Source organism: Shinella zoogloeoides (assembly GCF_022682305.1).
GTDB lineage: Bacteria > Pseudomonadota > Alphaproteobacteria > Rhizobiales > Rhizobiaceae > Shinella > Shinella zoogloeoides_B.
Genome location: NZ_CP093528.1, coordinates 2,826,623 through 2,841,032 on the forward strand (window position 1 = coordinate 2,826,623; position 14,410 = coordinate 2,841,032).

Genomic DNA, 14,410 nt, shown 5'->3' on the forward strand with positions numbered 1-14,410 from the left:
GAAGCCGTCTCAGAAAGGGGTGCTGAATGGCCCGCAATACGCTGCCGTCTATCACGGCTGGAGAAGGTGGTCTCAACCGCTATCTCGATGAAATCCGCAAATTTCCGATGCTTGAGCCGCAGCAGGAATACATGCTCGCCAAGCGTTACCAGGAGCACGGCGACCGCAACGCCGCCCATCAGCTCGTCACAAGCCACCTTCGCCTCGTGGCGAAGATCGCCATGGGCTATCGCGGCTACGGCCTGCCGATCGGCGAAGTCGTCTCCGAGGGCAATGTCGGCCTGATGCAGGCCGTCAAGAAGTTCGACCCCGAGCGCGGCTTCCGCCTCGCGACCTATGCCATGTGGTGGATCAAGGCCTCGATCCAGGAATATATCCTGCGCTCGTGGTCGCTGGTGAAGATGGGCACGACCGCCAACCAGAAGCGCCTGTTCTTCAATCTGCGCCGCATGAAGGGCAAGATCCAGGCCATTGAGGACGGCGACCTGCGTCCCGACCAGGTCAAGGAGATCGCCACCAAGCTGAAGGTCTCCGAGGACGAGGTCGTCTCGATGAACCGCCGCCTTTCCGGCGACGCCTCGCTGAACGCGCCGATCAAGGCAGGTGAAGGCGAATCCGGCCAGTGGCAGGATTGGCTGGTCGACGACCACGACAGCCAGGAACAGACGCTGATCGAGCAGGACGAACTCGACACGCGCCGCGCCATGCTGGCCCGCGCCATGGGCGTACTGAACGAACGCGAGCGCCGCATCTTCGAGGCTCGCCGCCTCGCCGAGGACCCGGTGACGCTGGAAGAGCTTTCCAGCGAGTTCGACATCAGCCGCGAGCGCGTGCGCCAGATCGAGGTCCGCGCCTTCGAGAAGGTGCAGGAAGCGGTGCAGAAATACGCCGCCGAGCAGGCCCGCGCCGTCCGCGTCATCGAGGACGCATAAGGCCGAACGACAATCCGCAAAAAGAAAGGCCCGGCATCGCTGCCGGGCCTTTCTTTTATCCTCCAGAGGACCTTACTGGCCGCCGCCAGCCTTGTCGGCCGCTGCCCAGGCCCGCATCACCTTGTCGAAGGCTTCCGCGCCGGCCGTGCCCTTGTCGAGCGTCAGCAGCGCGCGGCGGCCGTTGCGATAGGTGATCGGAATATCGATCCACGAGCGCGTGCGCAGCAGATCCGTGTTCTTGGCGATCGCCTCGGGGAAGTCGTTGAGCGCAATCATGTGGAAATCGTCGGTGATCTTGGCGGGGACGGCGATCAGGGCGTCGCCACGGTCCTGTTCGGTCCGCTTCATCGCCACGCGCTGCACGCTCTCTATACCGCCGCCCTCGAAGCTTTCCGGCAGCGAGAAGACGAGTTCGATGATGTGGCTTGCAGGCAGGGACCGGTCCGCGTTGCGGCGGAAGGTCACCAGCGCCGTCAGGCCCTTCGTCGGCACATTGATCTGCGCGCGTACGACCGGCTCCGGCTTGGCGTCGCCGCCCGGCGATTCCTCGGCAGTCGACCAGACCACCGTGCCCTCGATCGCCGTCGGCGCCGTCTGGCCGAGGCGCTCCTCGTAGAGGAACATCTTCTGCGTAACGCCGATGGCGGCCGCCTGCTCGCCGGTCGCGGCAGGGGTCTGCGTGTCGGTCGTCGCGGCAGCGCTCGTGCCGGTGTCGGCCGGTGTCTGCTGCGCGGTATCGGTGCCGGCAGCAGGCGTCTGGCCGCCCGAGCCCGCCGCAGCGCCGCCGGCATCAGCCGTTTCCGTGGTCTGCGCAGCCACGGACTTACCCTCTTCCGTAGAGCCGCCATCGAGCGCTGGCGCCGGACCGTTGTCCACTTCCGAACCGTCCGTCAGCAGGCGCTGGGTGAATTTCCCACCGTTCTTCTCGGCCGAGGCGACCTCGGTATTGGCGGCCTCGCCGGTCTGCGGCGTCGTCTGTGCGGTATCGGACGGCGTGGTGTTTGCAGGCAGACTGCGGCCGCCCTCGGCGGTATCGCTCGCCTTCGGCGTCTCGGCCGGCTTGTCCGTCGTGAAGGACGCGACCTTCTCTTCGACCCAGCCGTTCACCGTATCCCGGTTGAACCAGTAAGCCGCGCCCGCACCCCCGACAACCGCGAGCAGCGCGACCGTCGCGGCAAGCGCGCCGAGATTGAGGCGCGACTTGCGCGGCTCCGCCCGGAAGGAGCGCTGCGGCGCGCGTGCCGTCTCGGCCGTGATCGACGATGCGGCAGCGGCAGAACCGGCCGTCGCCACGCTTGCCGCAGCGGCTGCGGTTTCCGACTTCGGCGCGACGCCGATCAGATCATCGAGATCATGCCAGTCGTTCTTCTGTGCGGCCTGCGCCGGCTTGTCCTCGACCGGCACGGTCTTGTCGCCCGGCCATTCCCAGGCCAGCGGGTCGATATCGGCGGCGGTGGACGGCTGCTGGTGGCTCTCCGATGCGATGGTGGTCGCGGCCGCCTCGCTCCAGTCCCACTGGGACTCGGCGGCCGGCATGTGCGCCTCGGCGACCGGAGCGGCCTCCGGCAGCATTTCATCGTGAACGGGAAAGACCTGCGGTTCCGGCTCGGCGGCCGTAAAGGCCTCGGCGCCGGCTTCGGCGGCGATGTCGTGCTCCGGCTCCTGCCAGGAGGGCACGTAGTCCGCCGCAGGCTCGGCCTCCACCTGCCAGGACGGCTCGGAATGGGCCGCAACGACGACCGGTTCGTCGTGGAAGGCCTGTTCCTGCGGGAAGGCTTCGGGTTCCGGCTCGACGGCCACAGGCCCGGCTTCCGGCTCGGCGACCGGCGGCTCCTCGGCAACGACCTCTTCGGCGGTGGATTCCTCGACGGCGGGCGCGTCTTCCGCACCATGCTCCTCGACAGGTTCTTCGCCGGCTTCCGCTTCGGCCGCAACAGGTTCCGGCTCCACTTCCTCGGCGGCAACGGGTTCCTCCGTCACCGATTCGGCCGGCGGCACAGCCTCTTCCCGGACAGTCTCCTCGACGGGCACGAACGCGGGTTCCTCGGCGGGAAGCGCCTCGGCATGGTCAGTCTCGACGTCCACGATCGCCGCTTCGAGCTTGTCGAGCTGACGCTTCATGAGGTCGTCGGAAGGGCGCGGGTTCATGGATTCGAGCTGCCGGCGGACAGCGCCGCGCGCCTTCTCGTAAACCTTCTGCCGCATCTCGGCATTGTTGTCCGAGAGGCCATCCACGGCCCTTCGAATGACTGCTACAAAATCCGCCATCAGAACTTTCCGTCGTGTCCATGCGCTATCCCATTGGAATAGGTCACGGAACTGGTGTTGAACTTGAGATTAGTCCTCAAACGGGTCGGTCACAAGTATGGTGTCGTCGCGCTCCGGGCTGGTCGAAAGCAGGGCGACCGGCGCGCCGATCAGCTCCTCGACCTGGCGGACATACTTGATCGCCTGGGCCGGCAGGTCTGCCCAGCTCCGTGCGCCAACGGTCGATTCCTTCCAGCCTTCGAGCGTGATGTAGACCGGCTCGACGCGGGCCTGCTGGCTCTGGCTCGCCGGCAGGTAGTCGATCTCCTTGCCGTCAAGCCTGTAGCCGACGCAGATCTTCAGCTCGTCCAGGCCATCGAGAACATCGAGCTTGGTGAGCGCGATGCCGTTGATGCCGTTGGTCTTGACCGTCTGGCGCACCAGCACGGCATCGAACCAGCCGCAGCGGCGCGGACGGCCGGTATTGACGCCGACCTCACGGCCGACCGTCGCAAGATGCCTGCCGATCTCGTCGTCCAGCTCGCAGGGGAACGGCCCTTCGCCGACGCGCGTCGTATAGGCCTTGGTGATGCCCAGCACATAGCTGATCGCCGTCGGGCCGAGGCCCGAGCCGGCGGCCGCCTGGCCGGCGACCGTGTTGGACGAGGTGACGAACGGATAGGTGCCATGGTCGTTGTCGAGCAGCGCGCCCTGCGCGCCCTCGAAGAGGATGCGCGCGCCGGCCTTGCGGTGCTTGTCGAGAACATCCCAGACCCGGTCGACATAGGGCAGGATCTGCGCAGCGACGGAGGTCAGCTCCTCTTCGATGGATTCGATGGAGATTTCGGCAAGGCCCATGCCGCGGCGCAGCGCATTGTGATGCGTCAGCAGCCGCTCGATCTTCGGCCGCAGCGTTTCCGGCTCGGCAAGGTCGATCACGCGGATGGCGCGCCGGCCAACCTTGTCCTCATAGGCCGGGCCGATGCCGCGGCGGGTCGTGCCGATCTTGGTGCCGTTGCTGGAGGCCGCATCCTCGCGCAGCGCGTCGAGATCGCGGTGCAGCGACAGGATGAGCGGAGCGTTGTCGGCGATGCGCAGCACCTCCGGCGTCACCGCCACGCCCTGCGCGCGCAGCTTCTCCACTTCCGTGACGAAATGGTGCGGATCGACGACGACGCCGTTGCCGATGACGCTGAGCTTGCCGCGCACGAGGCCGGACGGCAGCAGGGCAAGCTTGTAGCTGACGCCGTTGATGACGAGGGTATGGCCGGCATTATGGCCGCCCTGGTAGCGAACGATCACTTCCGCCCGTTCGGAAAGCCAGTCGACGATCTTGCCCTTGCCTTCGTCACCCCACTGCGAACCGACAACCACGACACTTGCCATTTCATCTTTCCCGTTTTCGCGCGCGGGCGCATGAAGACATGCGCGCGCCTGACTTGAAACCCGCGCATCTATACTGTGTTGTCTTTGGGAATGCGACCCTGTTATGACGGCCTGCATCCGCTTTTTGCCCATATCCGCTTTTTGTATGACGTAGCGCGCTTTTTTACCGTATCCGGACCACCCGCCCGCGCCTGCCCTGCCACACGGACCTGCCGCCTTGAACACGAGAGCCTATTTCTACCTGACGGTCACATCGCTTTTCTGGGGCGGAAACTCGGTCGCGGGCAAGCTCGCCGTCGGCCATGTCAGCCCCATGGTGCTGACGACCTTCCGCTGGATCGTCGCCCTTTCGGTGATCCTCGCCCTGATGATGCCGCAGGTCAAACGCGACTGGCCGGTCATCCGCAAGCACTGGCTCCAGCTGCTGCTCTACGGCGTCTTCGGCTTCACCGCCTTCAATGCCCTGCTCTACACGGCGCTCGGCTATACCAGCGCCATCAACGCCGTCATCGAGCAGGCCAGCATTCCCATGCTGATCTTCGCCTTCAATTTCATCCTGTTCCGCATCCAGGCGTCCGTCGCCCAGATCGTCGGCTTCGCGGTCACGCTGATCGGTGTCCTGATAACGGCCGCCCACGGCGAATTCTCGGCGCTCGCCGAACTGGAGTTCAATTTCGGCGACCTGCTGATCCTCCTCGCCTGCATCGTCTATGCCGGCTACACCATCGCGCTGCGCTGGAAGCCGGCCCTTAGCTGGCAGAGCTTCATCGCCGCCCCCGCCTTCGGCGCGCTTCTCAGCGCCATTCCCCTCTTCTTCTGGGAATTATCGCGCGGCGGCACCATCCTGCCGGATGCGACCGGCTGGGCCATCGTGCTCTATGCGGGCATCTTCCCCTCGCTGCTGTCGCAGGTGCTCTATGTGCGCGGCGTCGAGATGATCGGCGCGAACCGGGCCGGTCTCTTCATCAACGCCATTCCGGTCTTCGGCACGCTGCTGTCCGTCCTGCTGGTCGGCGAGACGATGCATCCCTTCCACGGCGTCGCCCTTCTCCTCGTGCTCGGCGGCATTGCCATCGCCGAATGGGGACGACCGAAGACCTGACGGTAAAAGGCCCGCCGGATCGCTCCGGCGGGCCTTTCCATTTTCATCCTGGGAGGGCCGAAGATCAGTCGACGTTGAAGACCAGCGGCTTGACCTGGCGGATCGCCGGGTTGGCGGTAAGCTTGGCCAGCACGTCGTCGGAGATCGCGCCGTCGACATAGAGAAGGGCGATGGCGTCGCCGCCTTCCTTCTCGCGGCCGAGCTGGAAGTTGGCGATATTGACGCCAGCCTCGCCGAGCGTCGTGCCGATGAAGCCGATCATGCCCGGAACGTCGGTATTGGTGATGTAGACCATGTGGTTGCCGACGTCGGCGTCAAGGTTGATGCCCTTGATCTGGATGAAGCGCGGCTTGCCATCCGAGAACACGGTGCCGGCGATGGAACGGGTCTGGTTCGCGGTCTTGACCGTCAGACGGATATAGCCGTCGAAGACGCCCGACTTGTCGCGCTTGACCTCGGACAGGATTACGCCCTTTTCCTTGATCATGACCGGGGCCGAGACCATGTTGACGTCGGCGACCTGCGGGCGGATAAGGCCGGCGAGCACGGCGCTGGTCAGCGCCTTGGTGTTCATCGACGCCGTCGCCCCGTCGTAGAGGATCTCGATTTCCTTGATCGCGCTTTCCGTGACCTGGCCGACAAAGGCGCCGAGCACGTCCGCAAGACGGATGAAGGGCTTCAGGATCGGCGCTTCCTCGGCCGTGATCGACGGCATGTTGATGGCGTTCGAGACAGCACCCTTGACGAGGTAATCCGACATCTGCTCGGCGACCTGAAGGGCGACGTTCTCCTGCGCTTCCGTGGTCGACGCGCCGAGATGCGGCGTGCAGACGACGTTGTCGAGACCGAAGAGCGGGCTTTCCGTCGCGGGCTCGACCTCGAACACATCGAAGCCGGCGCCGGCGACATGGCCGGACTTGATGGCTTCGGCAAGCGCCGCCTCGTCGACCAGACCGCCACGGGCGCAGTTGATGATGCGCACGCCCTTCTTGGTCTTGGCAAGCGCTTCCTTGCCCAGGATGCCGCGCGTCTTGTCCGTCATCGGAACGTGCAGCGTGATGAAGTCGGCGCGGGCGAGCAGGTCGTCCAGCTCCGCCTTCTCGACACCCATTTCCACGGCGCGTTCGGCCGACAGGAAGGGATCGTAGGCGATGACATGCATGCCGAGGCCGATGGCCTTCCTGCAGACGATGCCGCCAATATTGCCGGCGCCGATGACGCCGAGCGTCTTGCCGGTGATCTCGACGCCCATGAACTTCGACTTCTCCCACTTGCCGGCCTGGGTCGAGCTGTCGGCGGCCGGAAGCTGGCGGGCGACGGCGAACATCAGCGCGATGGCGTGCTCGGCGGTGGTGATCGAGTTGCCGAAGGGCGTGTTCATGACGATGATACCGCGGCGCGAGGCGGCCGGGATATCGACATTGTCGACGCCAATGCCGGCACGGCCGATAACCTTGAGATTGGTCGCCGCCGCGATCAGCTTTTCCGTCGCCTTGGTGGCCGAGCGGATGGCAAGGCCGTCATAGTTGCCGATGATCTCGGCGAGCTTTTCCTTGTCCTTGCCGAGCTTCGGCTGGAAATCGACTTCGACGCCGCGGTCACGGAAGATCTGGACGGCGGTTTCCGAGAGTTCGTCGGATACGAGTACGCGAGGTGCCACGATGGCCTCCTTAAATCGGTCTAGGGAGATGAGATAAAGGGTGGCTCCGCCCGAAGGACGAAGCCGGTCGCGAAATCAGGCCGCAGCCTTGGAAAGCGTCGCCTTCTGGGTCTCGAAGGCCCAGGTCAGCCAGGGCATCAGGGCTTCGAGGTCAGCGGTGTCGATGGTCGCGCCGGCCCAGATGCGAAGGCCCGACGGGGCATCGCGATAGGCGCCGATATCATAGGCGACACCCTGCTTGTCGAGCAGCGAGACGAAGCCCTTGGCAAAAGCCGCCTGTGCGTCTGCGTCGAGCGCCAGCACGTCCTTGTCGGCGATCGTCAGGCAGACCGAGGTGTTGGAGCGCGTCGCCGGATCCTTGGCGAGATTGGCGATCCAGTCGTTCTTCTCGACGAAGTCGAAGATGACCTTGGCGTTCGCATCGGCGCGAGCCATCAGGCCCTTGAGGCCGCCGACTTCCTTCGCCCAGAGAAGCGCATCGATATAGTCCTCGACGCAGAGCATGGAGGGCGTGTTGATCGTCTCGCCCTGGAAGATGCCCTCGATCAGCTTGCCGCCCTTGGTCATGCGGAAGATCTTCGGCATCGGCCAAGCCGGCGTGTAGCTTTCGAGGCGTTCAACGGCGCGCGGCGACAGGATGATGACGCCATGTGCGCCCTCGCCGCCCAGCACCTTCTGCCAGGAGAAGGTGACGACATCGAGCTTGGCAAAATCGAGGTTCTGCGCGAAGGCGGCCGAGGTCGCATCGCAGATGGTGAGGCCCTTGCGGTCCGCCGGGATGAAGTCGGCATTGGCAACGCGCACGCCCGAGGTCGTGCCGTTCCAGGTGAAGACCACGTCACGGTCGAAATCGATCGTGGAAAGGTCGGGCAGCAGGCCGTAGTCGGCCGTGATCTTTCTGGTGTCGGGGAGCTTCAGCTCCTTAACGACATCCGAAACCCAGCCCGAACCGAAGCTTTCCCAGGCGACCATGTCAACGCCGCGCGGGCCGAGCAGCGACCACAGCGCCATCTCGACGGCGCCGGTATCGGAGGCCGGCACGATGCCGATGCGGTAATCCGCCGGCACTTCCAGGACTTCACGGGTGAGATCGATGGCCAGCTTGAGCTTGGTCTTGCCGATCTTGGCACGGTGCGAACGACCGAGCGGAGCATCGGAAAGCGCTTCGAGCGACCAGTTGGGGCGCTTCGAGCACGGGCCAGAAGAGAAATGGATATTGTTCGGACGCACGTCCGGCGGTGTGACGGTCTTCGTCATGATCGCTATCCTTCCAGATAGATAGCTCCTCGTTGGGGAGGAGTGTCCCGCCGCCGTGAATATGGGAGAGAGCTTCTCCCGTCAAGAGGAATATGTCGCTATCGAAAGATAATCCGGCGCAATGGAAACGGCGCGCCGGTACCCGACGCGCCGCGAAAGGATCGGATCGTGAAAGCCTACCAGAGCGGAACGCGCAGGCCGACGCGGAATTCGTGCTTCTGGATGCCGCGGTCGCGGATATCCATGCCGCCCGCCCCCGACCGGAAGGCGTCGCCGCCGGCGATATCGGAGAAACGATAGCCGAAGTCGAGCTTGACGTTGGCGGCAAGGTCCATGGAAGCACCGGCCATCAGGGCATAGGTGAAGCGCAGGCCATCCCGCCCCTCGAGCCGCGCTCCGGGGCAGCCCGCCCCGCCACATGCGGCGTCGCGCCAGTCGAGATAGGTCGCGCCCAGCCCCACGCCGACATAGGGCGTGAACCCGGCCAGCGTGCCGAGGTCGACATAGCCGTTGGCCATAACCCCGGCGGCGGAATAATCGGCCTTGAAGGCGCATGGCCCGCCGGCGCAGGCCGCGCTGCCGCGGAAATCATCCCTGGAATAATCGACCGTCACATCGGCGCGCGCCAGATCGTTGAACTGATAGCCGAGGCCGAGACCATAGGAGAGCGGCCGGGAGAAGCGGCGGTCGTCGAATTCCTGCGACACGCCGGCTTCCGTGACGCGCGGCCGCCCGCCCTTGATCCAGCCGGAATAGCCGAGATCGCCGCGAATGTACCAGCCACCGGCAGCAGCGCTTTTCGACACGTCGATTTCCGGCGCGTCGATAACCTCGAGATCGCTCGCAAGGACGCCCGTTGCGACAAGCGCTGCAACGGCGGTCATGCCAAGCGACAGGATACGGCGGGCCATGGTCTCAATTCCCTGAAGACCGGAAGCCGGTCGGTTGCGCCGGCGCAGGCGGCATCGCGCCGCCCTACACCATCGGTTAACCATATTTCTCAAGGAATGAAAAAACCGTTAAGCCCCCCGCCGGAACGCGAAAGGCCGCCCCGAAGGGCGGCCCTGAAGATGAGACAGGGAACGTCTCTTACTTGTAGACCGGGATATCGGCCGGCGGGATATAGGTCGCCGTTTCGCAGCCGTTGAAGGAATAGCGAAGACCGGCGCGCGCTTCATGGCTGTAGAAGCCCTTGTCGTAGCCGGGGCCGCCCTTTTCCATATAGCCGAACATATCGCCCTTCGTCACGTGACGGAACCGATAGCCGACATCGGCCTTAAGGTTGCACGTCAGGTCGATCGCGGTGCCGGCCATGAGCGCATAGGTGAAGCGCCAACCGCTTCTACCGCGGTGTGTCATCGTGTTGTCGCAACCCGTACCATTGTCCGCGCACGACGTGTTAACAAGATCGGCCCACCGTACATAGGTGCCGCCAATACCCGCACCCACATAGGGTGTGAAGACGCCATAGTGCCCGATATCCACATATGCGTTCGCAAGCAGGCTGAGGGCGGTGAGCGAAGCAACATCTCTCGACGTGCACGACAGAGAGCTATCGAAGCCACACTCCCCCTTGGTGGACCCACGGAAGTTCGACTTGAACATGTAGTCGAGCGTCACGTCGGTGCGCAGATGGTCGGTGATCTGGTAGCCGACACCGCCGCCGATCAGGAAGCCGCCTTTCAGGCGAGCCGTATGAAAGTCCTGGTCGACCTTGTTCGAACCCTGGAAGTAATGCGCGCCGCGCAGCTTGTTGTAGGACCATCCCGCGTCGCCGCGCAGATACCAGCCGCCCGTCTCCACGACGGTTTCCTGCACCGGAGCCTCGATGACCTGCGGCTCGTACATATCCGCCGCGTAACCGGACGTGCCTGTCAACAGGACGGCGGCGACGCTACTCAAAACTTTCCTCATGGCCTTGCTCCAGTAGGCTTGTGCTTGGGCTTGACGGGTCCGGCGCGCCGGCTCCCAAGTCCTTCGATCAGGCATGGATAATGGCGAGGAAAGGTTAAGGGCCGATTAACTACGAACATTTACCGTATTCGTTAACGACCGTTCATGAATTCGGTAAATTTTCAAATAAAGCGGCGCTCTCGACTTGCCGCCAAAAGAAAAGGCCGGAGCATTACGCCCCGGCCTTGAGAAAGACGTGGCAAAGCCGCTCAGGCGGCGTTGCGGACCGAGCCGATCACTCCGACGAGTTCGTCGACGATGCGCTCCACCTGACCGCGATCGTCGCCTTCCGCCATGACGCGGATCAGCGGCTCGGTGCCGGACGGGCGGATGAGCAGGCGGCCGTTCTTGGCAAGCTCGCTCTCCGCGTCGGCGATGGCCTGGCGCACGGCGGCGTCTTCCAGCGGCTGGCCGGCCTTGACGCGAACGTTCTTCAGCACCTGTGGCACCGGCTCGAAGCGATTGCAGACCTCGCTCACCGTCCTGCCGCTGCGCTTGACGCAGGCGAGAATCTGAAGCGCGGCGACGAGGCCGTCGCCGGTCGTGCCGAAATCGGAAAGTACGATATGGCCCGACTGCTCGCCACCGACATTGTAGTCGTTCTGGCGCATGTGCTCCACGACATAGCGGTCGCCGACCTTCGTGCGCTGCAGGCCGAGGCCCTTGTCGGTGAGGAAACGTTCCAGCCCGAGATTGGACATGACGGTCGCAACCAGCCCGCCGCCGCGCAGCATGCCGTCCGCCGCCCAGCTTTCGGCGATGACGGCCATGAGCTGGTCACCGTCGATGATCTTGCCGTTCTCGTCGACGATCTGAACACGGTCCGCATCGCCATCGAGCGCGATGCCGATATCGGCGCGCACTTCATGCACCTTGCGCTGCAGCGCCGCCGGATGGGTGGAGCCGCATTCCAGGTTGATGTTGACGCCGTCCGGCTCGTTGCCGATGGTCACTACGTCCGCCCCCAGCTCCCAGAGCACGGCCGGTGCCACGCGATAGGCCGCCCCGTTCGCACAGTCGATGGCGACGCGCAGGCCCTGCAGCGTCACATCGCGCGGCAACGTGCGCTTGGCGTGCTCGATATAGCGGTCATGCACGCCATCGATGCGCTTGGCGCGGCCGATCTCGCCGGCCTTGGCAAGCTGCGCCATCATGTCCTTCTCGAGCAGGTCCTCGATTTCCATCTCCAGCTCGTCGGAGAGCTTGTAGCCGTCCGGGCCGAACAGCTTGATGCCGTTGTCCTGGAACGGATTGTGCGAGGCTGAGATCATGACGCCGATATCGGCGCGCAGCGAGCGCGTCAGCATGGCGACGGCCGGCGTCGGGATCGGCCCGAGGACGAAGGCGTCGATGCCCGCCGCCGTGAAGCCGGCCACCATGGCGTTCTCCAGCATGTAGCCGGAAAGGCGCGTGTCCTTGCCGATCACCACCCGATGGCGATGCGCACCGCGCCGGAAGATCGTGCCGACGGCGATACCGACCCGCATGGCAAGGTCCGGCGTCATCGGGAAGGTGTTGGATTGACCCCGGATGCCATCCGTGCCGAAGTAACGACGTTTCATGTTCGCTCCTGAATTCGCGGGTTCCTGCGGCGTTTTTCGCCGCGCCCAGCGCATACGCGTTCCATCTGCCGCGTCCCAAGTGCCGTATCGAGGCACCGAATGGGCAAAGACTCTACTGTCCGCGCGTAACTTTAACCTTAAGGCGCGCGGCTCTCGCGCTTCTTTGCCACAAAAGCAGGCAAAGAACATCCACCTTGAAATCAGAATTCGTTACAGTCCGTTACCGAAAGAAAACGGCCGGGAAGATGATCCCGGCCGTTTTTGCTGTTTCGCAAATCCGCACTTACTGCGGCTGTGGCTCCAGGCCGCCTTCCGGTTCGCCGCCCTTCTTGTGGCCGGCCTTCGGCACGGCGGAGCCGCGGCTCGGCGGCGTGTCGTCGCCAAGGTCGCGCGCCGGCTTCTCGCCGCGGATGAGCGCCTTGATCTCGTCGCCCGTCAGCGTCTCGTATTCCAGCAGGCCTTCCGCCAGCGCCACGAATTCGTGGTTCTGCTCGGTCAGGATGCGCTTGGCTTCGGCATAGGCTTCGTCGATCAGGCGGCGGATCTCGTTGTCGATCTTCTGCGCCGTCGCCTCGGAGACGTTCTTCTGCTGCGCCACCGAATGGCCGAGGAACACTTCCTGCTGGTTCTCGCCATAGGCGACCTGGCCGAGCTGGTCGGAAAAGCCCCATTGCGTGACCATGGCGCGGGCAAGCTTGGTGGCCTGCTCGATATCCGAGGACGCGCCGGAGGTGATGTTCTCCTTGCCGAAGGTGATCTCCTCGGCAACGCGGCCGCCCATCATGATGGCGAGGCGCGAGACCATCCACTTGTAGCTCATCGAGTAGCGATCGCCCTCGGGAAGCTGCATGACCATGCCCAGCGCGCGACCGCGCGGGATGATCGTCGCCTTGTGCAGCGGGTCGGCCGCAGGAACCTTGAGCGCGACGATGGCGTGGCCAGCCTCGTGATAGGCGGTGAGCTTCTTTTCCGCCTCGGTCATCGCCGAGGAGCGGCGCTCGGCGCCCATCATGATCTTGTCCTTGGCGTCCTCGAACTCCTGCATGGTGACGAGGCGCTTGTTGCGGCGCGCGGCCATCAGGGCGGCCTCGTTGACGAGGTTCATGAGGTCGGCGCCGGAAAAGCCGGGCGTGCCGCGCGCAAGGATCTTGAGGTCGACATTCGGGGCGAGCGGCACATTGCGCACATGCACCTTGAGGATGCGTTCGCGGCCGACGATATCCGGGTTCGGCACGACGACCTGGCGGTCGAAGCGGCCGGGACGCAGGAGCGCCGGGTCGAGAACGTCGGGACGGTTGGTGGCGGCGATGAGGATGATGCCCTCGTTCGCCTCGAAGCCGTCCATCTCGACGAGAAGCTGGTTCAGCGTCTGCTCGCGCTCGTCATTGCCGCCGCCGAGGCCGGCGCCGCGATGGCGGCCGACGGCGTCGATTTCATCGATGAAGATGATGCAGGGCGCGTTCTTCTTGGCCTGCTCGAACATGTCGCGCACGCGGCTCGCGCCGACGCCGACGAACATTTCCACGAAGTCCGAGCCGGAGATGGTGAAGAAGGGCACGTTCGCCTCGCCCGCGACGGAGCGCGCGAGCAGGGTCTTACCGGTGCCGGGCGGGCCGACGAGCAACACGCCGCGCGGGATGCGCCCGCCGAGGCGCTGGAACTTCTGCGGGTCGCGCAGGAATTCGACGATTTCCTCGAGGTCCTGTTTGGCTTCGTCCACGCCGGCGACGTCCGCGAAGGTGACGCGGCCATGCGCCTCGGTCAAAAGCTTGGCCTTGGACTTGCCGAAGCCCATCGCTCCGCGCGAGCCGCCCTGCATCTGGCGCATGAAGAACAGCCAGACGCCGAGGATCAGCAGCATGGGCAGCAAGGTGCCGATATAGCTCAGGAAGCTGGAGGAACCGTCCGTTTCCGGGCGCGCGCTGACGACCACGTTCTTGGCCTCGAGACGCTGGACGAGCGAATTGTCGCCGGCCGGCGCATAGGTCTGGAAGGTCGCGCCGGTCTCGACATAGCTGCCGACGATCTTTTCGCCGGTGATGACGACTTCCTTCACCCGGCTCGAGTCCACTTCCTTGAGGAACTGCGAATAGGGAATTTCCCGAGAGCCGGTCTGGGCCGGACTCGTCTGGAACATGCTGAACAAAGCGATCAGCAGGAGAGCGATAATCGCCCAGAGGGCGAAGTTTCGGAAATTGGGATTCATCGAACTTTCCGGGCACTTTCCCGGCCGGGGGCTGCCGGCCGTTTCTTCAATGCCTAACATAGGGTCGCCTTGCCGCCTTGCCAAGGCAAACCACGCGCCCTACGG

10 protein-coding genes are annotated in these 14,410 nt (G+C 64.5%); 2 read left to right on the plus strand and 8 right to left on the minus strand.

The features are described 5' to 3' along the window. Positions 1-26: 26 nt before the first annotated feature. On the plus strand, positions 27-932 hold the full coding sequence (rpoH, locus tag MOE34_RS14105; protein ID WP_242217826.1) for an RNA polymerase sigma factor RpoH: 906 nt from the start codon (positions 27-29) through the stop codon (positions 930-932). 72 nt (positions 933-1,004) lie between these two features. Here rpoH and MOE34_RS14110 read toward each other — a convergent pair whose 3' ends face one another. Next, positions 1,005-3,200 (minus strand): hypothetical protein, encoded by a 2,196-nt coding sequence (locus tag MOE34_RS14110; RefSeq protein WP_242217828.1) that lies wholly within the window; start codon positions 3,198-3,200, stop codon positions 1,005-1,007. Between the two features lie 69 nt (positions 3,201-3,269). After that, the gene (locus MOE34_RS14115; RefSeq protein WP_242217829.1) at positions 3,270-4,565 is read right to left on the minus strand and encodes an adenylosuccinate synthase; all 1,296 of its coding nucleotides are present in this window, start codon (positions 4,563-4,565) and stop codon (positions 3,270-3,272) included. Between the two features lie 217 nt (positions 4,566-4,782). Between MOE34_RS14115 and MOE34_RS14120 the strand changes: the two genes are divergently transcribed. After that, positions 4,783-5,667 (plus strand): DMT family transporter, encoded by an 885-nt coding sequence (locus MOE34_RS14120; protein WP_242217830.1) that lies wholly within the window; start codon positions 4,783-4,785, stop codon positions 5,665-5,667. A 64-nt stretch (positions 5,668-5,731) separates the two neighbouring features. Here the strand turns inward: MOE34_RS14120 and serA are convergent, their stop codons facing one another. The 6 genes from serA to ftsH all read right to left on the minus strand — a co-directional run bounded on the left by serA (position 5,732) and on the right by ftsH (position 14,305). After that, positions 5,732-7,327, minus strand: a complete 1,596-nt coding sequence (serA, locus tag MOE34_RS14125) for a phosphoglycerate dehydrogenase (RefSeq protein ID WP_242217831.1) — start codon at positions 7,325-7,327, stop codon at positions 5,732-5,734. A 75-nt stretch (positions 7,328-7,402) separates the two neighbouring features. Then, positions 7,403-8,584, minus strand: coding sequence for a phosphoserine transaminase (locus MOE34_RS14130; RefSeq protein WP_242217832.1), 1,182 nt, complete (start codon positions 8,582-8,584; stop codon positions 7,403-7,405). 176 nt (positions 8,585-8,760) lie between these two features. Then, on the minus strand, positions 8,761-9,495 hold the full coding sequence (locus MOE34_RS14135; RefSeq protein WP_242217834.1) for an outer membrane protein: 735 nt from the start codon (positions 9,493-9,495) through the stop codon (positions 8,761-8,763). 178 nt (positions 9,496-9,673) lie between these two features. Beyond that, complete coding sequence (locus MOE34_RS14140; protein ID WP_242217835.1) at positions 9,674-10,498, minus strand: outer membrane protein; 825 nt, start codon at positions 10,496-10,498, stop codon at positions 9,674-9,676. Positions 10,499-10,746: 248 nt separating this feature from the next. Continuing rightward, positions 10,747-12,099, minus strand: a complete 1,353-nt coding sequence (gene glmM, locus MOE34_RS14145) for a phosphoglucosamine mutase (RefSeq protein ID WP_242217836.1) — start codon at positions 12,097-12,099, stop codon at positions 10,747-10,749. A gap of 283 nt (positions 12,100-12,382) precedes the next feature. Beyond that, a complete protein-coding gene (gene ftsH, locus MOE34_RS14150; RefSeq protein WP_242217837.1) occupies positions 12,383-14,305 on the minus strand; it encodes an ATP-dependent zinc metalloprotease FtsH in 1,923 nt (640 codons plus the stop codon). Positions 14,306-14,410 lie beyond the last annotated feature (105 nt).